This is a genomic window from Microcystis sp. MC19, assembly GCF_003019735.1.
GTDB lineage: Bacteria > Cyanobacteriota > Cyanobacteriia > Cyanobacteriales > Microcystaceae > Microcystis.
Genome location: NZ_CP020664.1, coordinates 386,417 through 408,166, shown reverse-complemented (window position 1 = coordinate 408,166; position 21,750 = coordinate 386,417). Strand labels below are relative to the sequence as shown.

At 42.5% G+C, this 21,750-nt stretch carries 19 protein-coding genes and 2 pseudogenes; 9 read left to right on the top strand and 12 right to left on the bottom strand.

Annotation, left to right across the window (positions count from 1 at the left end):
- Positions 1-343: 343 nt before the first annotated feature.
- Together B5D77_RS02075 and B5D77_RS02070 are read right to left on the bottom strand one after the other, a co-directional pair.
- On the bottom strand, positions 344-1,522 hold the full coding sequence (locus B5D77_RS02075; protein ID WP_008201177.1) for an AI-2E family transporter: 1,179 nt from the start codon (positions 1,520-1,522) through the stop codon (positions 344-346).
- 457 nt (positions 1,523-1,979) lie between these two features.
- Positions 1,980-2,495 carry a single-stranded DNA-binding protein gene (locus B5D77_RS02070; RefSeq protein ID WP_008201180.1) on the bottom strand — a complete coding sequence of 172 codons (516 nt, stop codon included), beginning with the start codon at positions 2,493-2,495 and terminating at the stop codon, positions 1,980-1,982.
- A gap of 85 nt (positions 2,496-2,580) precedes the next feature.
- Here B5D77_RS02070 and B5D77_RS02065 point away from each other — a divergent pair, with 85 nt between their 5' ends.
- The 5 genes from B5D77_RS02065 (at position 2,581) to B5D77_RS02045 (ending at position 7,418) form a co-directional block, all read left to right on the top strand.
- Entirely contained in the window at positions 2,581-3,576 is a 996-nt protein-coding gene (locus B5D77_RS02065) for an amino acid ABC transporter permease (protein WP_106908184.1), read from the top strand.
- Positions 3,577-3,773: 197 nt separating this feature from the next.
- A complete protein-coding gene (locus tag B5D77_RS02060; protein WP_002754350.1) occupies positions 3,774-4,151 on the top strand; it encodes a hypothetical protein in 378 nt (125 codons plus the stop codon).
- A 279-nt stretch (positions 4,152-4,430) separates the two neighbouring features.
- Positions 4,431-5,291 (top strand): shikimate dehydrogenase, encoded by an 861-nt coding sequence (locus tag B5D77_RS02055; RefSeq protein WP_106908183.1) that lies wholly within the window; start codon positions 4,431-4,433, stop codon positions 5,289-5,291.
- Between the two features lie 29 nt (positions 5,292-5,320).
- Entirely contained in the window at positions 5,321-6,364 is a 1,044-nt protein-coding gene (locus tag B5D77_RS02050; protein ID WP_106908182.1) for an AI-2E family transporter, read from the top strand.
- A 67-nt stretch (positions 6,365-6,431) separates the two neighbouring features.
- Positions 6,432-7,418: a DMT family transporter gene (locus B5D77_RS02045; protein ID WP_008201243.1), complete on the top strand. Its 987-nt coding sequence runs from the start codon at positions 6,432-6,434 to the stop codon at positions 7,416-7,418.
- Here the strand turns inward: B5D77_RS02045 and B5D77_RS02040 are convergent.
- From B5D77_RS02040 to B5D77_RS02030, 3 genes and pseudogenes are all read right to left on the bottom strand, one after another.
- Positions 7,395-7,832 (bottom strand): annotated as a pseudogene (locus B5D77_RS02040) (methyltransferase domain-containing protein); the annotation flags it as partial. The gene B5D77_RS02045 and the pseudogene B5D77_RS02040 overlap by 24 nt on opposite strands.
- A 219-nt stretch (positions 7,833-8,051) precedes the next feature.
- Positions 8,052-8,510 (bottom strand): annotated as a pseudogene (locus B5D77_RS02035) (methyltransferase type 11); the annotation flags it as partial.
- 190 nt (positions 8,511-8,700) lie between these two features.
- Positions 8,701-9,009 (bottom strand): hypothetical protein, encoded by a 309-nt coding sequence (locus B5D77_RS02030; RefSeq protein ID WP_008201249.1) that lies wholly within the window; start codon positions 9,007-9,009, stop codon positions 8,701-8,703.
- 135 nt (positions 9,010-9,144) lie between these two features.
- Here B5D77_RS02030 and B5D77_RS02025 point away from each other — a divergent pair, with 135 nt between their 5' ends.
- The 3 genes from B5D77_RS02025 (at position 9,145) to B5D77_RS02015 (ending at position 12,259) form a co-directional block, all read left to right on the top strand.
- Positions 9,145-10,041, top strand: a complete 897-nt coding sequence (locus tag B5D77_RS02025; RefSeq protein ID WP_008201251.1) for an MBL fold metallo-hydrolase — start codon at positions 9,145-9,147, stop codon at positions 10,039-10,041.
- A gap of 245 nt (positions 10,042-10,286) precedes the next feature.
- Positions 10,287-10,985 (top strand): bifunctional demethylmenaquinone methyltransferase/2-methoxy-6-polyprenyl-1,4-benzoquinol methylase UbiE, encoded by a 699-nt coding sequence (gene ubiE / locus B5D77_RS02020; protein ID WP_008201253.1) that lies wholly within the window; start codon positions 10,287-10,289, stop codon positions 10,983-10,985.
- 35 nt (positions 10,986-11,020) lie between these two features.
- Positions 11,021-12,259, top strand: a complete 1,239-nt coding sequence (locus tag B5D77_RS02015) for a DUF445 domain-containing protein (protein WP_106908181.1) — start codon at positions 11,021-11,023, stop codon at positions 12,257-12,259.
- 387 nt (positions 12,260-12,646) lie between these two features.
- On the opposite strand, the gene B5D77_RS02010 is transcribed toward B5D77_RS02015, so the two are convergent.
- From B5D77_RS02010 to B5D77_RS01985, 6 genes are all read right to left on the bottom strand, one after another.
- On the bottom strand, positions 12,647-13,351 hold the full coding sequence (locus B5D77_RS02010; RefSeq protein ID WP_008201265.1) for a DUF2993 domain-containing protein: 705 nt from the start codon (positions 13,349-13,351) through the stop codon (positions 12,647-12,649).
- Between the two features lie 157 nt (positions 13,352-13,508).
- Positions 13,509-14,315, bottom strand: a complete 807-nt coding sequence (locus B5D77_RS02005; protein ID WP_008201267.1) for a TPM domain-containing protein — start codon at positions 14,313-14,315, stop codon at positions 13,509-13,511.
- Positions 14,316-14,561: 246 nt separating this feature from the next.
- A complete protein-coding gene (locus B5D77_RS02000) occupies positions 14,562-14,927 on the bottom strand; it encodes a hypothetical protein (RefSeq protein ID WP_008201269.1) in 366 nt (121 codons plus the stop codon).
- Positions 14,928-15,287, bottom strand: coding sequence for a YtxH domain-containing protein (locus tag B5D77_RS01995; RefSeq protein ID WP_008201271.1), 360 nt, complete (start codon positions 15,285-15,287; stop codon positions 14,928-14,930).
- Positions 15,288-15,676: 389 nt separating this feature from the next.
- Positions 15,677-16,693: a glutaminase A gene (gene glsA, locus B5D77_RS01990; protein ID WP_106908180.1), complete on the bottom strand. Its 1,017-nt coding sequence runs from the start codon at positions 16,691-16,693 to the stop codon at positions 15,677-15,679.
- Between the two features lie 121 nt (positions 16,694-16,814).
- Complete coding sequence (locus B5D77_RS01985) at positions 16,815-17,918, bottom strand: glycosyltransferase family 4 protein (RefSeq protein ID WP_106908179.1); 1,104 nt, start codon at positions 17,916-17,918, stop codon at positions 16,815-16,817.
- A gap of 622 nt (positions 17,919-18,540) precedes the next feature.
- Between B5D77_RS01985 and B5D77_RS01980 the strand changes: the two genes are divergently transcribed.
- Positions 18,541-20,148, top strand: a complete 1,608-nt coding sequence (locus tag B5D77_RS01980; protein WP_106908178.1) for an MFS transporter — start codon at positions 18,541-18,543, stop codon at positions 20,146-20,148.
- Positions 20,149-20,304: 156 nt separating this feature from the next.
- Here the strand turns inward: B5D77_RS01980 and B5D77_RS01975 are convergent, their stop codons facing one another.
- Entirely contained in the window at positions 20,305-21,750 is a 1,446-nt protein-coding gene (locus B5D77_RS01975) for a hypothetical protein (RefSeq protein WP_008201280.1), read from the bottom strand.

Here is a 21,750-nt window from a genome sequence, read left to right as displayed (position 1 = left end):
TTATGTCTTAACTTCGAGCTTACGATAGAAGGCTGCCTGTTAATGTAGCCTATTTAACCAAAATATCGATTTTTTGCTGATTTATCGGGATAGACAATCACCTTTTCTTAAAATTATCCGAGTTTAGAGATAATTGGTTAGCTAATATCCCAACAGGTCGGGCCTCAAAGACTGGCAAGGCATCCTCAGTCCTTGACTTGTCCTCGAGAGCGGAATTAATCTACCAATATTCACATCATAACTCGATCGAGGGAGAAAAACCAAGAACCTGGGAGAAAATTGCCGATTACTCCCGGCCAAGATTACTGCTCAGATCGCCCCAGATAATGCCGTCAGTCATTCTTCAGCGAGAAACCACCTCGTTAGAGGATTCCGATTCTAGGGGGAGAGAGGGTTTAATTATCCCGTGTTTTGTCTCCTCCGGTGTCACTTGACGGATAACCTCCAAAGCTTCCTTGATCATTACCGCCATGGGAACCGCGACAATCACCCCCAGTAAACCGCCCACTCGCGCCCCTGTCAAGACCGAGACCAACACCCAAAAGGGATTCAACCCGGTGACACTGCCCAAAATCCGGGGAGCAATGCCGTTTTCGACAATTTGCTGCACCACTACCGCCACGGCTAAAACTTGCAGAGCTAAACCAATATCGCGCAAAGCTAGTAAAGCTGTCACCGTGACAATGCCGACGGTTCCCCCAAAAGGGATTAAAGCGATGGTGCCAATCAAGAGGCCGAATAGGAGACCAAAAGGGACTTTAATCGATAAAAATGCCGTGACTAATCCCAGGGCCATGCAGGTGGCACAAATTACCTGTCCGACAAAGTAATTCTGAAAACTTAAGCGTAGGGTTAGGGAAAAGGGTTGTTGGACGGGTTTGGGCAACCATTGGATAATACTCCTCCAGATATCGGGACTGTGGAGAAGTAGATAAAAGGTGAGGATAATGGTTAGCAGCACATCAAGCACTCGCACCACGGTAAAAACGGTGAGATTAAGGGCTAAATTAACGCTTCTTCCCGCGAGAATTTGTAATTCTGCCCCTAAACGACTGTTAAACTGAGCGATAACACCATCGAAACTGATGGGAATCGGTAGATTCATCGTGTCGATTTTGGTATCTAGTTGCATCAGTTGGCGCTGTCCCGAGTCTAACCATTCTGGCAATCTGTTGACGAATTGCTGCGCTTGGGTGAAGACTAGGGGAACTAGGGTTATTCCCACGGCCACAAAAATTAAAATCGTGATCAGGGAAACCACGATCGCCGCTAAACCCCGTTTTAATCCCTGACGTTCCAACCAAGTCACCGGATAACCCAAGAGAAAAGATAGAACGGCCGCTATCAGTAAAATAACAAATAAAGATTCAAAATAGCCAAAAATTGCCGATAATGCCCAGGCATTCAGGACGATAAGTGGTGCAGCTAGAGCAATCACCAGTAAGCGAGATAAGGAATTCAGAGATTGCCACCACGTCTGAACCCAATTGCGTTTCGGGGGAACGACTTTAACTTCCACCATGAAGCCTCTTAAAAGGTTTGTTTCAATACTTGTATTCTGACAGATCGAAGCCGAACCCGCTAAATGATTGCTTTTTTATCAATTTTTTTTCTGAAGTATTTCTAGATTCTTGCGGAAAGAAGGGGTAAGCGGCCCTACTGCTCAAAGACTATTGATCAATAGCACCTCCTTGAGAGTCGAAGCGGGAAAATCCCTCTTTGGATTATTGATAATTTCACCTCTCTCTCATAGCATTTTTCTTTATTCGTGGCAGGTATCCTATTCCCCTCTCCCTCCCTTGCCACCCCGATGTGGGGGGGGTGGGGTTGAGGGTAATTAACCATCTCTGCCATTACTTTAGAAAAATGGTATGAACCAGTGCCATTTCAGGAATGACAAAATTAAATTCACACTCTGGGAAGAGGGAAAACCAGAACAGGGAAGGGAAAAATATCTGTAATTAATTCTGTCGGGGTAGTTAGAAAGGAATATCGTCTAAATTTTCCTCCACTGGTGTGTCGCTAGGTTGCCAAGGGGAAGGATTAGAAAGTTCATAGGATGCGTCGTATTCAAAATCCCCGGTGGAGACAGGTGCGACGGGTTTTTCCACCTCAGTTTTATTCGATTTGTAGGTATTGATTGGCACGACTTTTTCCGGAGTCGGGGCTGCCATTTCCCCGCTACTCATGCTGCCGTCAAGATGATAGAGATGACTAATGACTAATTCGGCCCGTTTTTCCTTAAAACCTTCGGGACGATCGATCGTCTGCATCGACAGACGACCTTCTAAAATTACCTGATCACCTTCATTATAGTTCTGAGCGACTTCTGAGGCCAAATTTCCCCAAGCTACGGCCCTTAAATTAGTCGGGGTTGCCTCGGCACGATTGGCAGAAAACTCGACTAACATTTGAGCATAGGGAGTTTGATTATCTTGGGTATAACGTAATTCGGGACGACGGACAATTTTAGCCATTAAAATGCAACTGTTCATGGTCGAAAATTAGTCTAAATTTTTTTGATAGCACCATTGTACTGAAAAAGTACAATGATCACCACTGTGGAGGTTAGGGAATTTTATGGGACTCTGGTTAAGAAAAAATCTCTTTAACACTTGGTACAACGTCATCTTAACCCTTGCGGGTCTATTTCTCAGCCTCTGGAGTGGTTTCAGTTTTCTCGATTGGGCGATAACTCAGGCAAAATGGGCTGTAGTCACGGAAAATCTCGGTTTATTTGTGGTCGGTCGTTATCCCGATCAGTCAATATGGCGTATTTGGCTGATTTTAACGATAATTGCGGCTTTATCGCTGTTTTCTTGGCAATTAACCCGGGGTCGCTTCCCCAATTGCCCCGCTTTTCTCCAACGCTGGTGGGGATTGCTCTGGTTATTGACTTTACCTTTAATTGCTTGGTTACTATTGGGAGGATTATTTTTAAAGGCCATTCCCCTCGATGATCTCAGTGGTTTAATCTTAACTTTATTAGTAGCGATCGCCAGTATGATTTTATCTTTCCCCTTGGGGGTATTATTAGCCCTGGGGAGACAGAGTGAATTACCGGCAATTCGTTGGCTATCTATTGGCTATATCGAATTATTGCGCGGTTTACCTTTGTTGGGAATTTTATTCATGGCTCAGGTGATGTTACCCTTAATTTTACCCGCCGGGACGAGACCAGAACGGGTGATCAGAGCGATCGCTGGATTTACCCTTTTTGCAGCAGCCTATCTGGCCGAAAATGTCCGGGGTGGTTTACAAGCGATTCCCAAAGGTCAATTTGAAGCGGCCAAAGCCTTGGGTTTAAAACCGATTTTCGTTTTATTATTGATCGTTCTACCCCAAGCTTTAAAAGCGGTCATTCCCGCTATTGTTGGTCAATTTATCAGTTTATTTAAGGATACTTCTCTACTGGCGATCGTGGGATTGGTGGACCTCTTGGGTATGGCAGGATCGGTTTTAGCTAATCCGAAATTTATCGGCGATTATCCAGAGGTTTATCTATTTTTGGCCTTTATTTACTGGATTTTCTGTTATTCTATGTCCCTAGCCAGTCGTAGGTTAGAACAGCGTTGATTGGGGTGTGGGGAAGTTTTATCAGTGATCAGTAAACAGTAAACAGTAATCAGTGAACTGAAAACTCCCATCTGATAACTGATAACTGATAACTGATCACTGATAGATGGCTACCTAGCTTTTTGTCATAAATATTGATATGATTTAACAATCAGCAGCAATTTATGGTAAATATATTTATTTAGGAGAGCGAAAAAATGGCTGGATTCTTTGGCCTGTTTGGCAATAAGACGAAATACGTCGATGAACCGATGGATATGAGCGCACCGGAACCGAAAGAGGCTTTTTACTTGGAACCCGATGACGCTAAAACTCTCGGTAATATCGACTTCATGCGGACACCGATCACGATCCGACGTACTTTCCCGAAAACTGCCTCGAATAAGAAGGGTGGCGAATCGATTAAACAGATTTCTTCTATGGAAGTCAGCAAAGTCACCGATAACGGTATTGTGGCAAAATCGGCGACTTCCGAGGCTAATAGTAAGGCTAACGCTGCTAATGATAACGTTCGTCGCGCTAACGATGACAATATCAATCCTTTCCTGAAAATGGCCCGCGAAATCAAGAAATAGTATAGGGTTTGCTGAATAAATCTAAAAACCTTGTTGGGTAAGACTTTTAGACCTTTTGTCCATCAAAAAGTAATGGATCTGGGAGTGATCGGGGGAAAAATCCCTGGACTTTTTCCCTGAAAATTAGGTAATTGACCCCCTCAAAATCGGTAAAACCCTACACCCCACACCCTACACCCTGCCACCACCGAAAAACTTTTTCAGCAAACCCTAGTATAGTAAGGTGAGCATTGGCCACCCTTGATATCAAACTTTGGTGGGGAAAGCCCACCTTTTTTTATGACCATTATTAACGGAAAAACCAAGTTATTAGGCGTAATCGGCGATCCTATCGGCCATACTCTTTCTCCCCTCATGCACAATGCCGCTATCGATGCCTTGGGGCTAAATTATGTCTATCTTCCCCTACCGATCGCCCCGGAAAATTTAGCAACTGCGATCGCTGGTTTGTCCGCCATCGATCTACAGGGTTTTAGCGTCACGATTCCCCATAAATTAGCAATTATTCCCTTATTATCGCAAATTACGGAGAAAGCAAGGCTAGTAGGCGCAGTTAATACCGTCTGGCGCACGGAAACCGGCTGGCAGGGAACGAATACCGATGTGGATGGCTTTCTCGCTCCCTTGAAATCCCTTGACAAAGATTGGAGTCGGGTGAATCCAGTTATTTTGGGCAATGGCGGCGCTGCCCGGGCGGTAGTGGTGGCTTGCGCCCAGTTGGGCTGCGGCAAAATTCATGTGGTAGGACGCAATCAAAAGAAATTAGATCCTTTTAAAGAAAGTTGGGCGAATACAAGCCTCTATGACCTCCTAGAAGTGCATAGCTGGGACGAATTAGAAGCGATGCTATCCACCACAGAACTCCTGATTAATTCTACCCCGATCGGAATGTCCCCCCAGGGCGAACAATCCCCAGTAGAGTTAGAATTATTAGACCTTTTACCGCCATCGGCGATCGCCTACGATTTAATTTATAATCCCCGACCGACCAAATTTCTCCGGTTCGCCCGGACTAGAGGGATAAGAATTATTGATGGGTTAGAAATGTTAGTTAATCAGGGAGCGATTGCGCTAGAAATCTGGTTAGGTCAACCCGTCCCCGTCTCGGTCATGCGGGAAGCTTTGTTAAAACAATTCTAAATGCTAAAATCCTATTTCTGGCTTTATTTATGCCCCCTTCTAGCTCCTTGTGGAAAACTCTGAATAACTCGATTCTAGTACGCTATCTATTATTATTTGGCTGTGGCTGGAGTCTGATTATCTTAATTAACTATTTCTACGGGATGATCGCTATTTTTACTGGTTCAGCGATTCTGGCCGCCCTATTAAATTATCCTGTGGTTTGGTTATCCCGTTATCTACCGAGAGGACTAGCCATTGCTATTACCACCCTAGCAGCTTTTATCCTCCTATTTGGATTAGTCACAGGCATAGGATTAGAGGCGGTTAATCAGGGGAGAGGACTACTATTTAATCTTACCGATGCCCTGAGTCAAAAAGATTTTTTACCCTTTCAAGACTTTCTTGATCGATTAGATTTAAATAAAATGGTGGGAAGCTTACAAACGGGTTTAGCCACGGGTTTATCGATCGTACAGGGAGTTTTTTCCAGTGTCTTTACCGGCGTTTTCGGGGCGGTGATCAGTGTTTATATGCTCATCGATGGTGATAAACTTTGGCGAGGTTTTTTGCAACTTCTCCCCTCAGCATACCGGGAGCGTTTTGCCAAGTCTTTTCGGCAAAGTTTTCTGGGATTTATTCGCGGGCAACTGTTGTTAATGCTCTTTTTATCGGTGACGAGTTTCTTGAGTTTTTCCCTATCAGGAATCAAATATGGGCTAATTTTAGCGGGTATTCTCGGTGTCATCGATGCTATTCCAGGTATCGGGGCAACCCTGGGCATTTTGTTGGTAACTATCTTGACTTTTACCTCCCAGGGACTAGCAGTGGCCGTTAAAGCTTTTATTGTCTGTGTAGTCTTGGTACAAATTCAAGATAATATTATTCGCCCTAAAGTTATGGGCAATGCCCTAGAATTAAACCCAGTAATTTTATTTTTATCTCTCTTTATCGGCGAAAGAATTGCGGGATTATTAGGGGTTTTTCTCTCCATTCCTATCGCTGGGATGATTGCGATCTGGATCGGATCGAGCGAAGAAAAACCAATAACAGCTTTAGAGGAAAATCAGTTAGGAGAAAGTCAAGAGAATTAAGGGATGATCCCCAGTTTCTACTATACAATTAGGGAAATTTGTTATCCACAACAATAGATCGCTACCTATGGAAAACCTAGATTTAAAGAAATCCTCGCCCCTCTTACTTATCTCACCGTTTTTTCTCTGGGGAACAGCGATGGTAGCGATGAAGGGTGTTATCCCCCATACTACCCCCCTATTTATGGCGGCAATTCGTCTTGTCCCCGCCGGAATGTTAGTTTTAATGGTAGCTTGGTTTTTAGGTCGTCCTCAGCCCAAAACCCTGCAAGCGTGGCTATGGATTGCCCTTTTTGCTCTCATGGATGCCACTCTTTTTCAAGGTTTTCTGGCATTGGGATTAAATCGCACTGGGGCGGGGTTAGGATCGGTAATTATTGACTCCCAACCCCTAGCGGTGGCTTTAATGTCCAGTTGGCTATTTAAAGAAGTTATCGGTGTCTGGGGATGGTTGGGATTGGGTTTAGGAATTGGGGGAATTAGTTTAATTGGCTTGCCCGATCAATGGTTTTATGACTTTTTTGGACAAAAAGCGGTAAATATTGACTTTAGCTGGCAGGAATTACTAAATAGCGGCGAAATGCTGATGCTTTTGGCTTCCCTATCCATGGCGGTGGGAACAGTCTTAATCCGGTTTGTCTGTCGTCATGCGGATCCCGTCAGCGCCACGGGATGGCACATGATTTTAGGAGGATTGCCGCTATTTTTAGCTTCAGGTTTGAGAGAATCCCATCAATGGCAGCATATAGATTTAAATGGTTGGTTAGCTTTAAGTTATGCCACTATTTTTGGTAGTGCGATCGCCTATGGAATATTCTTTTATTTAGCCGCCAAGGGCAATTTAACCAGTTTAAGTTCTTTAACTTTTTTAACTCCGGTTTTTGCCCTCAGTTTCGGGAATTTATTCCTCGGTGAGATGTTAAGTGTATTGCAATGGGTGGGGGTATCTTTAACCCTCGTTAGTATTTATTTAATCAATCAAAGGGAAAGAATCGCCCCACAAGTGCGAGCAATTTTTGCTAATCTTTCCTCACTTATACCCAAAAGCAACTAACTCAAATTCCGTCCGAATTACCTCAACTCTGGCAAAATTTGCTTCTTGTAATTTCTGGTTGAGATTTTGAGAAGTAAAACCAGTTTTGTGAGCCATATAGGGCATTCCGGGAACTTCTGTTCCCATGCCGTAAAACATCCATAAAGCCCGCATGGGACCTCCGGGAGAAATATATAAAGGTTCATTTTCCATATCGCCTCTAGCGACAAATTCGGCGGCAGTTTGCATATCGGGAACTACGATCATTAAAAAGCCTTCGGGTTTAAGAATGCGTTTAAATTCCTCCAGTGCGATGGGAACTTCGTAATGATAAATATGTTCTAGATTATGACTAGAAAAAACCCCATCGACGCAGTTATCGGGAACGGCACTTAAATCGGTAATCGTTCCTAAAATATCTGGGTTAACGGCTCTCCCAGCTTTGGTGGGTAAAATGTATTCTAAGATACATTTCTCAAGAGCGAGGGGGTGGAACGAACCACAAAGGCACAAAGGACACAAAGATCGATCGATCCTATGTCAATTAAACTTATCACACAGAACCTAGAAGAGCCGGTTAACAGCAGTATTGATATTGATATCGAGGCGAATTTCTTGCCAATTGCCATCGCGGAATAGTTGGGGTAAGGCTTAGGGATTATAGGGACCACAACCCACATTTAAAACCAGTTTTTTCGGGGATTTTAGAGCTGTTATCCCTGGGGGAGCATTCCAAGCTAATAAACAAATATTTTTCAAACCAAGCAAACCGTGATTAGCGACTTGATCATCTAAAATTATCTGGGCTTGGGGATGAGTTTTAATAAAATCTTTTATGGACTGTTGGAGAGCAGGATGCTGACATTTATTGATGATAATTAAAGCGGAATCAGACCAGAATTTTTGGGCTAAAAGTAGGGAGATCAAGAGCGATAGATAGTCTTCGGAGGCATCGTAGTAATAAACTCCCAGCTTTTCTTCACTGTTTAGTTCTTCCAGATCATCGAAAAAGTTTTCCGTTTCTTGATCGCTTAAAAATATCTGTTCTGATAGTTGAAAATCCTCCAAATCCTCAGATAATATAGTTAGCTTTTCTCTCGATGGATCGTATTTAGGGTTTGCGGCAAAAAGTTTGTTGGTGGGGTTAGGAGTCAGGAGTCAGGAGTCGGTCGTTTCAGGCTTTGTTGCCCTCTTTTTTTGTACCAGTTTATGTACTATGAGGAGAATAATGCAAGGTTTTTGAATGTCCCAATCCTATTTTCTTGCACTAACATCAGATTTTAACAGGTCAAAAGCCTTATTTTCAAAGGGTTTTACCATTATTCAGCAAGTCGTATTTAAAAAAAGCTTCCACGCCATAACCGTAGCGATCGCTATTATTGCAGAAAGCGGCGACTAAACTACCGCAACGAAAACAACCCACTTGACAGTAAACCTCATCCGGTTGCAGACAGGCAACGGCGAGATTGAGCAGGGGAAAGAGATTGCGATCGGGATAGGAGGCGTTTTTTTGACTTAAAATGGTTAATTGCTCGGAAATAGGCGACATTAGAGGCGATCCCCAATCCTGATACTGTTGAGGCAGTTTTTCTAAGAATTTCTGTAAATCCATGCCTTGCTTTCCCAAAAACTATAATCCTTTCCCCATATCATAAATTATCCTGTTTGTCATCAGGTGACAGCCTTAATTGTCGGAGAGTGCTAATCTAACTATTAGCAGACTAGGAGAAGTAGAGAAACCGCTGATATGCCTGACAACCGCTTCCAGATCAAATTTTGGGGAGTACGGGGAAGTATTCCCTGTCCCGGTTCGGAAACCGTTCGTTATGGTGGTAATACCTCCTGTGTGGAGATGCGGGTCGGTAGAGAAAGATTAATCTTTGACGGTGGTACGGGGTTACGACCCCTAGGACAGTCTTTGATGGCAGAAAGTCCAATGAAAGCCCATTTATTTTTCAGCCACTCCCATTGGGATCATATTCAGGGTTTTCCTTTTTTTATCCCCGCTTTTATCCGGGGCAATACTTTTAAAATCTATGGGGTTCCCTCCCCCAACGGGGCAACCATCAAGCAAAGATTAGACGATCAGATGTCACACCCTAATTTTCCCGTGCCTTTGCGGGTTATGCGGGCTGATTTAGAATTTTATGATCTAGAAATGGGCGAAACCATCCACTGTGGGGATTTCAGCGTCGAAACCTGTCCTTTAAATCATCCCGGGGAAGCGGTGGGTTATCGGGTAAATTGGCGGGGTTTATCGGCAGCATATATTACCGATACCGAACATTTTCCCGATCGCCTTGATGATAACATTGTGGCTTTGGTCCAGCAAGCGGATGTGATGATTATTGATGCTACCTACACCGATGAGGAATACACAGATACTAATTCTCCCAAGGTGGGTTGGGGCCATTCTACTTGGCAGCAGGCAGTCAAAATCGCTCAAGCAGCCCAAGTTAAGCAGTTAGTTCTATTTCATCACGATCCCACCCATGATGACGATCTTCTCGATCGCATTGGGGAAGAGGCAAGAAAGATTTTCCCTGAAACTATTCTCGCCCAGGAAGGACTTTCGATCGAACTGCAGCCAGGAGATTCTCAGATAGATAAGGCGAGGCCTAACCTCAGTCACTGTTCCCCGTGAGCGCAGATAAGATAGAATGATTTGAGATCATCAGGGATTTTCTCTGGTGCTATATTAGACCTCTTGTAAAAATCAAAAATTGTTGTTAGGGTTAGGAGTCAGTAGCCAGTAGTCAGTAGTCAGGAGAATTAAGAATGAATAATAATCAATTAAATGGTCTATTTACAGATTTTAGGCGATTTAATCCTTATTTTTGACGTTTTTGAACCCTCAAAAATTAATTATGCAAGAGGTTTATTATAAAAATGTCCAATCAATCCTCACCTAACTCCACAGAAATACAAGCAATTTTTGATCAGATCGCTCCCGAATATGACCGACTTAATCAAGAATTAAGTTTAGGATTACACCGCGTCTGGAAATTAATGACAGTCAAATGGTGTCAACCCAAAAAAGGGGATTTTGCCCTCGATGTCTGTTGTGGTAGCGGCGACCTGACTAACCTATTATCAAAACAAGTGGGTAAAACCGGCCAAGTGATCGGACTAGATTTTTCCCCACAACAATTAAAAATCGCCCGTCAACGTTTTAGCGCCGCCAATATTAACTGGATGGAAGGGGATGCCCTCAATTTACCCTTGGCCGATTCTAGCTTTGATTGTGCCACTATTGGCTATGGATTACGCAATGTGGTGGATATTACCCAATGTCTGGGGGAATTATACCGGGTGCTGAAACCGGGAGCTAAAGCGGCGATTCTTGACTTCCATCAACCCACCGAAACCATGGCCAAATTATTCCAAAACTGGTATCTCGATCATATCGTCGTTCCGGCTGCCGAGCGCTACGGTTTAACTGACCAGTACGCTTATATTAGTCCCAGTATCGATCGCTTTCCCCCGGGCCCAGAACAGGTAAAATTAGGCTATCGGTCGGGATTTTCCAGTGCCGTTCACTATCCACTCCTAGCAGGACTGATGGGAGTGTTAGTCTTAAAGAAATAACTCACTCACATTTCCGTTTATTTTTTGCTGCTAAATTGAATCTCGCTACTCTTTGGACATGGATCTTACCGCCGATCGCGGGGGCAATTATTGGCTATTTTACCAACGATGTAGCCATTAAAATGCTATTTCGTCCCTACAAGGCGATTTATATCGGTAAGCGTCCTCTTCCCTTCACTCCGGGGTTAATTCCTCGCAATCAAGATCGATTAGCTGTCCGGGTATCGGATACGATCATGGGTTCCCTGTTAACTCCCGAGGAACTACAAAAACTGGCTAAACGACTCCTGGACACCGAAAGGGTACAGGGGGCGATACTCTGGCTGCTACAATTAGCTTTAAAACAAATCAAAGGCGATCGGCAAGCAAAAACAGCCGAGATTTTGGCGGCGATTCTTCACGATTTATTCGGGGAATCTTTAGCGAGATTACTAAAAGTTTTAGCCCGACGGCAGGACTTTTTAGAAAAACAGATCAATCAAATTTTTGATCGCCTAGTCTTGGAATTTTCTCTCAGTGAACAACAGGCGCGACAATTCTCCGATTGGCTATTAGAAACTGTCTTACCTGCTGATGTTATCCGTCTAGCTTTAATCGATTTTTTAACCGATCGCAATATTCAAGTTATCGATGAAGGATTTCGGGAAAAAACCAGTGGAACCTATTGGGTAGTAGCCAATTTATTCGGTTTACGCAATGCCCTGGCCCGCTTACGCACTTTTTGCCTTGATGAAAAGGATTTAGCTAATACCAGAATCAAAGAATTATTACTATCTTTAGAGATGCGTAATCGTCTGAAAAACTGGTTACAAAGTATCTCTTTGCAAAATTTACCTATCTCCACCGTCAGACAATTGCGTAAAACCACTAGGGATACGGTGCGAATTTATATTCAAGAAAGTGGCGAACAATTTCTGCAAGATTTTGGCCAAACGATCGACTGGGATCAAATCGCTAATTTAATTATTAATCGTCTGCAATCCTCGGTGTCAATGACTACATCATTAGGGGTAATTAGTCAAGAGTTAGCGTTAATTTTAGAGCGTTATTTAGAGGAAGATTTAGAGAAATTAGTCGCCCAAATTATCCCAATTCTCAACATCGATCAGGTGATCCGCGATCGGGTAAATGCCACTTCCCCGGCCGATCTGGAAAATGCTATTCAAGGCATTGTTAAACAGGAATTACAGGGAATTGTTAATCTCGGTGGGATTCTCGGTCTTCTAGTCGGACTAATGCAAACAATTATTTTGATCGCACAGAATCCGGGGTAATAATTGGGGTTTGCTGAAAAAGTTTGTTGGTGGGGGCAGGGTGTGGGGTGTGGGGTGTGAATTTTCCCCCTGAAAAAGCCTTAATCTAACAAGGTTTTTAGATTTATTCAGCAAGCCCTAATTAGGGTTTGCTGAAAAAGTACGGGCGAAGCATTCGGGCAATAACCTATCGGTGAAACCGTAGATTTTTTATCCGAATGCTTCGCCCCTACAGGACGCGGGCCGATGAAGACGCAAGGTTTTGAAGCACGATTCTCTCAAAATCTTGCACCTGTTTCGCGAGAAAAGCCACAAAACCCTTACCTTGCCTACATTTCACCTTTATTCAGCAAGCCCTAATTAGGTGGGTTAAACTAAGTTAACCCACCGGGATCATTGCGTTTATTTTTAAGGTAAAATCAAAAAACTTCCCTGACAGAAAAGAGTTTGAGCGTCGAGAATAAAAGATTTAATCTCCACATCTTTGCCTAAATCGACAGTAAAAGGTTGCAAATCCATAGATAAATCTGGGGCTAAACCTTGCCATTGTCGGGGATTAATCCCTAAAGTGCGAGCATCTTTTAAGGTAATATCAGCGCTAAAAATTACTTCTGCACCTGTTTCTCTATAGCCGAGAAGAGAGAAATAACCCTGATTTAGGAGAACACTTTTCCAGTTAAACTGCTCTGGTGAGATAATTTCTCTGGCGTTAACAACTCCGTTATTTTCTAGGGAAAAAATTAGTAAATCGGCAAAAGCATTAACTAAAATAGTCGAGGCGATCGAATTATTTAAATCCTGCTCGTTAATTTCCACCTCACCGCTAACCCGAATAGGTTCCAAAATTTTTAGGGGTTTCCCTCGCAAAACCTGCCCAATATTAAGACGAATATTTTCCCCTCTTAATTGCGCTTTACCTAGATGTAAACCTTGATAAATCGCTTTTCCTACGGCTAAAAATACCCCGGGGATGTAACCGCGCAAAATTTGCCGATCATGACCTTGCAGCTGCATTTCTAAATCTTCTATCTGTTCTACTTGTGTTCTTAAGAACAGACGTACTGCTGGCGGCAAAACCTTACTAATAATCTCACTTTGAGTATTGACCCACATAAACGTTATCTCACTCACTCCACAATTTTCCTAATTGTAACAGAGCTAGATCGATCGAACCATGAGGGGCTGCCGTCAGCTATCATTTATAGGTAAAAACTTCGCTGGTTTCTTTTCACTGATTACTGATTACTGATCACTTAAAAGCCGCTAATTTTTAGGTTTTTGAGGCGTTGAGGGAATTAAAACGAGGGGAAAGATAGGCGACTAAAATCCCGAGGACAAAACCGATTAAATTGCGGAAAAGGGGCAGTAATTCACTGGTGCGAGTAACTACCGGTCCGATGCCAAAAGCAACAAAGAGGATAAACCAGAGGGGAGAGACAATTAAAACCCATTGCCAAGCGAAAACCTGTCCTTCTTTGCGGGGAATACCGGCAAAACCGAAGACTAAACCGCCGACAATTGAGGTAATTAAAGTTAGGATCCACTGTTCCCTCGGTAAACCGGGGACCACCGCACAACCACCTTTAACTAAACAGCCTTTTACCGTGTCCAAGGATTGTACGATCGCATTATTCTCGCCATTTTCCCGGACAAAATACATATTACCGAAACGGGCCTGTAACTCGATCCAAAAAGTGCGGGGTAAAAATTCATAGACGGCATCACCAATACTAAAAGATAGTAGATTACCGCCGCGACCATCGGCCACTAGGAGAATACTTTTATCATCCAATCCCCAGAAATTAATCACTGCCCGGCCGGGGCTGCGGTCATATTGGGTTAAAACTCGCATTTTCCAGCCGGTTTCCCCTTGAAATGTCTCGATATCTCGGATTAATGCCTCTTCCTGTTTTGCGGGTAGATAATTGGCTAAATCAACGATCGGAGTGGCTTGATTGGGCAGTAATTCGGGATTATTTACCGCTAGAGCTTGATCCGGGCAGATAATCCAACCCAGACAGCTAATGACACCAATGACAAGAGCGATCGAGATTCCTCGGCAAAAACGATTGAGCATAGCACTTCTAGACAATGAGAATTTTTTCAGCAAGGGTGTAGGCTAACTTTCAGTTTCTTTACACTTATTTACTTTATCTTAAGGGAATTCTCAACTTTAGTCACTCAGTTATCAGGAGTCGGTCATCAGGATTCAGGAGTTGAGAGTTGGGGTTTGAGGGTTTTGGGGTATTAGTTGAGATTCCCCTATCTCCCCACTCCCCCATTTCCCAATTTCCCACTTCCCACTTCATAATTCCCCATCTCCTTAACTGCGTTTCCAAGTATTCCAAGCGACTTTAAAACCGATCAAGAGGCGACGGCTGCCACGATCGAGCTTGCTAAGACCAGCTTTAGCATTACCGAGACTGCGATCGACTCCTTGGACAACTTGGCGGGTACTTTTGACCCCTTCATCGATATTGTCGGTTAATTCACTGATTTCCGCCCCTGTCAGGCGAATTGCTTCTAGAGTCGGGGGAAATTCCCGATGCAGGGTATCGAATAATTTTTCGGCACTGCGGGCTGCCCGGGCTAACTCTTGCAGGGCAGGTAAAGCGGCGATGAAAACCGCCGTTAAACTAACGGCGACTAAAAGTAAAGAACATCCTAGCCAGAAAATAGGTTCGGTCATTTAATGGTCATTCGAGTGATGATTATCGCCCTGGGGGGATTCTTGCGAGTCGGGGAAGGGATTGTCCGTGGCTAGACTTTGACTAGCTTCGATTCCGGCAGTCACCGCCTCTTTTAATCTAATTAAAGTATCATCCCAATTACGCCTGGCTGATTCCGATAGGCGATCGGCCTGCAATTGCACCGTCGTGGTCAGATCTTCGGCTAATTCTGGCAACGCGCGAGCGGATTTTCGCAGAATTCGACGGGTTTCTTTTCCAGATCTGGGCGCTACTAATAAACCCGCCACTGCCCCGATCGCACTGCCCACTAAAACCCCGACGACAAATAAGCCGCCGTTACCGTTATTTTTATCTGCCATAGGATTGCCCTTGTACTTAATTCCCAATTTTACGAGCAATTACACTTCTCTTGTGCAGTTTCTTCGGCAAAATTTTGACCTGTTGCTCTTGGCCAGCAGCAACAGACCTAAAAGGGATAAATTGAGAAAAAACTAGCGATCGGGAAAAACCTGATTTTATTGCCGACTTTGAGCCAATAAGGGAGTGAAAAAGAAGAACCTCTGGGAGTCTTGCCGTGTTTCGACCCCAAAGGTTCCTCTTATGCTGAACTTATACTCCTCACACAACACTTATAATACACACCATCTGCTGTTTTTGTCAAGAGGGTTACGAAATTTTTTCCACAGACCTCTAGCCAAATTAATTTCCCAGGGCCGTTAGGCGCTCTTGTCGGGGACAGTTATCAATATCAACTATTGCCTTCAAGCCACGTTTTTAAATCTCGTTCTGGTTTAGCCACATTAAATAAATGTAACCCAAAATCCTCTGAAATATCTTGACAAATTTTCACTCCTCTGATGCTGTTGCCTTTTTCATCTAAAAGGGGCGAAAAAGTGCCAATTCCCAAGTGATGGGGAACTACTGCCGTAATGCCGCCCCCGACACCGCTTTTTGCTGGTAATCCTACCCGATAGGCCCATTCTCCTGAAGCGTCGTACATTCCACAGGTAAGCATAACACTGATCACATCTTGAACGTAGTGTTCATCGATCGCCCGTATTCCTGTGATGGGGTTGACACCGCCATTAGCCAAGGTAGCAGCCATCAGGGCTAAATCGTGAGCATGGACGAGAATGGCACATTGTTGACAGTAAAGATCGAGGGTTTCTTCAATTTTATTGCTAACCATGCCAAAATTTAGCATCAGATAAGCCATGGCCCGATTGCGATTGCCGGTGGATTTTTCCGAGAGAAAAACGGGGACATTAATCTCGTGATCCCTACCCGTATAGCGTTTAAACATTTCTAAAATACGTTTTAGCCTTTCGGTGGCATTCTGTCCGGTGATTAAATCCGTGGTAGCGATCGCACCAGCATTAACCATAGGATTATAGGGACGATTGGTTTTTTCATCGAGAATAATCGAGTTAAAAGCTTCTCCGGTGGGTTCAACACCGACTTTACTATTAACGTATTCCCGTCCGTGATCTTCTAGGGCCAATCCAAAGACAAAAGCTTTAGAAATTGATTGTACTGTAAAGGTTTGCTGACAGTCTCCCACCTCAAAAATCTGACCATCAGTGCTAATTACCGAAATACCAAACCATTCTGGAGCTGCTAGGGCTAATTCCGGAATATAATCGGCGATATGACCCGTCTGTAAATCAGAGTATTTTGCGTGAAGATAGTTAAGATAGTTCCGAAAAGGATAGACTAACTCTTGCTCGGAATTGACGGGACTAATAAAATCTTTTGGGGAGACCATAGGGGAGTATAAGCTGTTAAGTATTAAATTGCTGGTTGAGATGAGGCAAGAGGTAACAGTAAAGGGATTGGGGGGTAAAGGGGGGCGGGAGAGAGGAGGAAGGCCATGAATAGAGAAGGTATTAGATTAACTGCCGTAATTTTGCTTGTAAAGTCTTTTTGCCGAATTTAGTTAGAGTTTGTTGACGCAACCATTGCGGGTGACAACGTGGATCGTGACCTGGCAAAATTTCTAAACAAGCTTGGGCCAGCTTTTCGGCATCTCGATAAGGAATGCGCCACCCCACCAAACCATCCTGCAGCGGCTCCGCCGAACCGTCCTCATCTCCAGAAATCACGGTAATACCGCAGGCCATCGCTTCTAGGTAAACAATCCCGAGTCCTTCCTGGGAGGACATAACGTAAGCATCGGCCAAACGATAATGGTCGGCTAATTCCTCCTTGGGGACAAAACCCGCAAAAATTACCTGTTTATCCACTCCTAACTGCTTGGTTAAAGCTTCTAACCTTGGGCGATCGTCCCCTCGTCCGATGACTAGATATTTTACTTCGGGATAAGTCTCTAGAATTGTCGGCAGGGCCCGAATGGTAAGATCCACCCCTTTATAGATATCCCCCGACCACAACCGGGCCACTGTTAATAAAACTTTGGCATTTTGTCTATCATATTTTTTGATTAATGTCAAGGACTTTTTGCCTAAATTAAACTTTTCTTCATCCACCACACAGGGGAGAATTGCTACTTTTTTGGGATCGATCGCGTTAGCCTGACACATAAGATCGCGAGTGTAACGGCTGATTGTCCAGATTGATGCAGCCGCTTGCAGGGCCTGTTTTTGCGAATTTGGTAAAGGTTCCCAGACTTCATTGCCGTAGGTGAGGACGGTGTAGGGTATGCCTAAAGCTTGACAGTAAAGACGGGTGAGGGGGGCTAAATTTATATGACCACAAAAAACCCTTTGGGGAGGTTTCTGGAGGAGAGAAACCAGAAATTTAAGGGCTAATTGGATGCGTCTGAGAGTTGCTGACTTATTTTTCAGGTAATGAAAGGTAATACCTTGATTTTTGAAAGGATTAGGACAATCAGAGGCATCCCGCAGTAAAAAAACCTCGGCCGCCTCAGAATCGGGTAAAGTGAGATAAGCTGGCAGAACATCCTTGATAGAGGATTGAATACCGCTTTCTTGGGCAAAAATCTCTAAAAATAGGAAGATATGAGGCAGCATAGAACGTCCGTGTCAAAAAGTTTTGGGTTTGGCCGAAAAATTTTCCCCGATCTCTTATCTGTACTATCGCACTTTCTTGATCTATTTCGATCGTCCCCCAAGTAATACATCCTAACCGCTAACAGTCCGAAAAAGAACAATCTAGTCGATCTTCTTGCGTTTAACTGCCAGAATAAGGGTAATTTCGATGCTGATAGCTAAAATAACTGATATTAGTCAGTTTAGCTGATGATGCTGCCAGGGCGATAGATAGGAAGTGAAGGACGGGGAAATAGTCAGAATTTTCCCGGATGCCAAAGATAAACCCATTTCTTTGTCCCCGGTGTCATCGGAGAATCTTCTCTTTTTAACGCTAGATATTTTCAGGAATTACTAGGGACAAAAAAATTAGGCTCTCCCAGGTTTGGTGGGTAAAATGTATTCTAGGATACAGTCCTGCTGGCGAGTGAGTGGAACGAACCACAAAGACACAAAGGACACAAAGATTGATCGATCATATTGTAAGTTAAACTGATCACACAGAACCTAGAAGAGCCAAAATTAAAGTTCCTCAACTGCCCTAGCAAAGGTTACAAATGCTCCCAGAACAGTTAAGCTTATTTTAATCTCTATAATTGCTTTTATGGCTCATTTGACTGCTGAAAGACTGAATTTAACCACAAAAATCGCCTATGGTGCGGGGGATTTGGGACCGGCTATCACTGCCAATATCTCAGTATTTTACCTGCTATTTTTCCTGACTGATGTGGCAGGATTATCAGCAGGATTAGCTGGTAGTGTGCTGATGGTGGTGAGAATTTTCGACGCTATTAACGATCCGATCATTGGTATGTGGAGCGATCAAACTCGTACTATCTGGGGTCGTCGCTTACCATGGATGTTATTGGGGTCGATTCCTTTCGGAATTAGTTATTTTTTACTGTGGTTAATCCCGACTAATAACCAATTATGGCTATTTTTATATTATATTTTTATCGGCATTATCTTTAATTTAACCTATACAGTAGTCAATCTTCCTTACCAGGCACTCACCCCTGAATTAACTTATGATTATAATGAGAGAACCCGTTTAAATAGTTTTCGTTTTGCCTTTTCAATCGGAGGTAGCATTCTCTCATTAATTCTCTATATTATCGTCTCATCGTCCTATGCCAACGATCTCCATCAAGCTTTTTTATTGTTAGGTGTAGTTTGTGCTTTAATCTCGGTTTTAGCAGTTATTTGGTGCGCTTTAGTTTTGCAAGAACGAGGAGCAAAAGCGATTCTCAATTCTCCTCAGAAAAAAGTTTTGTCAATTGCTTTTATAGTTATCGGTGCGCTTTCCTTGGTCTATGGAGTAGGAAAAATTGGGTTAAATCCGAGAGACTTTATCGCTACTTCCACAATTTTATTAGGAATACAAGGGATAGTTTTGGGGTTAACCCTTTACTATGGCAAAACTGAAAATCATCTCAGGGATGGTGCGGCAATTAAACAGAGAGAAGCTGCTAATAATACTGAAACTATTCCCCTGAAAGAACAATTAAAAATAGTTTTTGGTAATCGTCCCTTTTTATACGTTATTGGCATCTATCTTTGTGCTTGGTTAGGAGTACAATTAACCGCCTCGATTTTGGTTTACTACGTCGTCAGTTACATGAGACTATCGGAAGCAGAATCGGGTTTAGTCGCTTTAGCGGTACAGGGAACAGCTTTAGTGATGTTATTTTTCTGGCAAGCAGTTAGTCAGAAATTAGACAAAAAAATAGTCTATTTTGTAGGGATGACATTTTGGATTATTGCCCAAATTGGTTTATTTTTGCTCCAACCAGGACAAATAACTTTAATGTATGCTTTGGCAGTTTTGGCGGGATTTGGCGTATCTGTGGCCTATTTAATTCCTTGGTCAATGGTTCCTGATGTGATTGAATTGGACGAATTAGAAACAGGAAAACGTCGAGAAGGTATTTTTTATGCTTTCATGGTACTTTTACAAAAAATTGGTTTAGCTTTGGGGTTATTTCTTGTCGGTATTGCTCTAGAAACATCGGGGTTTAAACCGAGAATCGTAGGAGAAGCAATTCCCCTGCAGCCAGATAGTGCTTTAATGGCGATTCGTCTAGCAATTGCTCCTTTACCGGCATTTTTTCTGATCATTAGCTTAATTATTGCCTATTTTTATCCAATTACTCGCCAAGTTCACGCCGAAATTTTAGACCAATTAGCAACAAGAAGACAAGAGGAAAAGTAAACATCCAGTTAAAACCCGTAATTTTTCTTCTTCAGGTTCCCATCGTTTTGTAAATTATCAAGACAAAGTTATTGACTTATTGACTCCTGTGTGTGACGAAAACCCGAACATAAAATATCCCGCAGGATGCGAGATTAACGCAGCTAAAATTAAAGCCTACTTATAGGATAACAACTTCTCGGCTAAAATCGATAAATTTAAACTATTTAAAATACGGGTTTTTATCGGTCTTTTTTCATTCCAAAATATCAAGGAGTAATAAAATTCTCTGCCTAGGGAAGAATTGAGAAGCTGTAAGGTTTTTTGAGCGGTATCTAAATCATCGAAGCTTAAGAAGTAAACAGTATCATCGAAAATAACGGGTTGATTTTGATAGGGTAATATCAGGTTAAAATTCAGTTTTTTATAAAGTCCAGAAATGGCGATTTTAAAAGGAGAGAAGCTGTAAGAACCCACCCCAAATATGCAAAAGTCTGGCTGATTTTGATAAATTTTGCTCTTTCTGTCTAGAAAATAATTTTTATGATTAACTAAATATTGCCAAGTTTTTGGTGCTATATCGCGTATATTTTCTGTAGATTCACCGATAAACTTCTGAGTTACCAAAATGTATTTATTGATAACTTTTAGGCGATTTTGTGCCACATCTGAACCTTTCAGAAGAGGATAAAGATAGGTGGGTTCAAGATCAACGACTTCCTTTAAACCATTGACAAAAATTCCATTAACTAACTGCAATTCCATTACTTTTGAGCAATCATGTTTAATTCCTGAACGCCATTTTTCTTGAGGATGCTTATGATATAAATATTTTAATCTAGTAAAAGCATTTAAATCTCTGACTAGGATATTATTTTGATAACCAATGCGCTGAAATTCCCCTTCTTCAAAACTATTGAAAACATCACAAAAGTAATTTTCTGAATGAGCATCAAATTGACAAAATAGAAGACAAGCATCTACATTTGCTTGAAAATATTTTTGAGTGTTGATCGGATAAATTGCCGAGTAAACGAGATGAATTTTGTGAGTATAGATATAGTTTAAAATTTTTCTAGATACGGTCGTTTTACAGATAATTGCCAGATAAGCTGAACGTCGATCAAGACATTCGATGAGCTTAATTAACATCCACTCTGAAATATCAAAATTACTTTTTCCCGTGATGGCATCTAAACCATGATATCCTTGAAAGTTGCTTTTTTGAGGTAAATTTTTTCCGTTAATAAGTCCCTGTTTTGAGTTGGTTATCCAAGGCAGATTCCCCAAAAATAAAATATTTTCTGTCCATGGTTGAGTCAGGGAATACCAGTCACAATCAAAAAAATTCTTCTGTTGAACTTGTATTCTTTGATCTTGGCATATTTGCCGATCTTGATTAATCTGAGTGATATAATTAGGATTAATTTCAAAGCCAAGAATTTTTTTAGTTTCTTTAAAGGTAAGTGAGGCCGCTTTTAAAAAGTTACCTATACCACAAGTTGGCTCAATAATAACATCGGGGTTAACATGAATTTGCCATAATTTTTGACAAATTTTTTCGGTTAACTCCGGGGGAGTTTGAAAGTCTCCATATTCAATTTTAACCTGAGAAGCTTGCAT

Coding starts and splice junctions, on each gene's coding strand:
- B5D77_RS02075 (WP_008201177.1), bottom strand. CDS start 1,522: ATGGTGGAAGTTAAAGTCGTTCCCCCGAAACGCAATTGGGTTCAGACG.
- B5D77_RS02070 (WP_008201180.1), bottom strand. CDS start 2,495: ATGAACAGTTGCATTTTAATGGCTAAAATTGTCCGTCGTCCCGAATTA.
- B5D77_RS02065 (WP_106908184.1), top strand. CDS start 2,581: ATGGGACTCTGGTTAAGAAAAAATCTCTTTAACACTTGGTACAACGTC.
- B5D77_RS02060 (WP_002754350.1), top strand. CDS start 3,774: ATGGCTGGATTCTTTGGCCTGTTTGGCAATAAGACGAAATACGTCGAT.
- B5D77_RS02055 (WP_106908183.1), top strand. CDS start 4,431: ATGACCATTATTAACGGAAAAACCAAGTTATTAGGCGTAATCGGCGAT.
- B5D77_RS02050 (WP_106908182.1), top strand. CDS start 5,321: ATGCCCCCTTCTAGCTCCTTGTGGAAAACTCTGAATAACTCGATTCTA.
- B5D77_RS02045 (WP_008201243.1), top strand. CDS start 6,432: ATGGAAAACCTAGATTTAAAGAAATCCTCGCCCCTCTTACTTATCTCA.
- B5D77_RS02030 (WP_008201249.1), bottom strand. CDS start 9,009: ATGGATTTACAGAAATTCTTAGAAAAACTGCCTCAACAGTATCAGGAT.
- B5D77_RS02025 (WP_008201251.1), top strand. CDS start 9,145: ATGCCTGACAACCGCTTCCAGATCAAATTTTGGGGAGTACGGGGAAGT.
- ubiE (WP_008201253.1), top strand. CDS start 10,287: ATGTCCAATCAATCCTCACCTAACTCCACAGAAATACAAGCAATTTTT.
- B5D77_RS02010 (WP_008201265.1), bottom strand. CDS start 13,351: ATGTGGGTCAATACTCAAAGTGAGATTATTAGTAAGGTTTTGCCGCCA.
- B5D77_RS02005 (WP_008201267.1), bottom strand. CDS start 14,315: ATGCTCAATCGTTTTTGCCGAGGAATCTCGATCGCTCTTGTCATTGGT.
- B5D77_RS02000 (WP_008201269.1), bottom strand. CDS start 14,927: ATGACCGAACCTATTTTCTGGCTAGGATGTTCTTTACTTTTAGTCGCC.
- B5D77_RS01995 (WP_008201271.1), bottom strand. CDS start 15,287: ATGGCAGATAAAAATAACGGTAACGGCGGCTTATTTGTCGTCGGGGTT.
- glsA (WP_106908180.1), bottom strand. CDS start 16,693: ATGGTCTCCCCAAAAGATTTTATTAGTCCCGTCAATTCCGAGCAAGAG.
- B5D77_RS01985 (WP_106908179.1), bottom strand. CDS start 17,918: ATGCTGCCTCATATCTTCCTATTTTTAGAGATTTTTGCCCAAGAAAGC.
- B5D77_RS01980 (WP_106908178.1), top strand. CDS start 18,541: ATGGCTCATTTGACTGCTGAAAGACTGAATTTAACCACAAAAATCGCC.
- B5D77_RS01975 (WP_008201280.1), bottom strand. CDS start 21,750: ATGCAAGCTTCTCAGGTTAAAATTGAATATGGAGACTTTCAAACTCCC.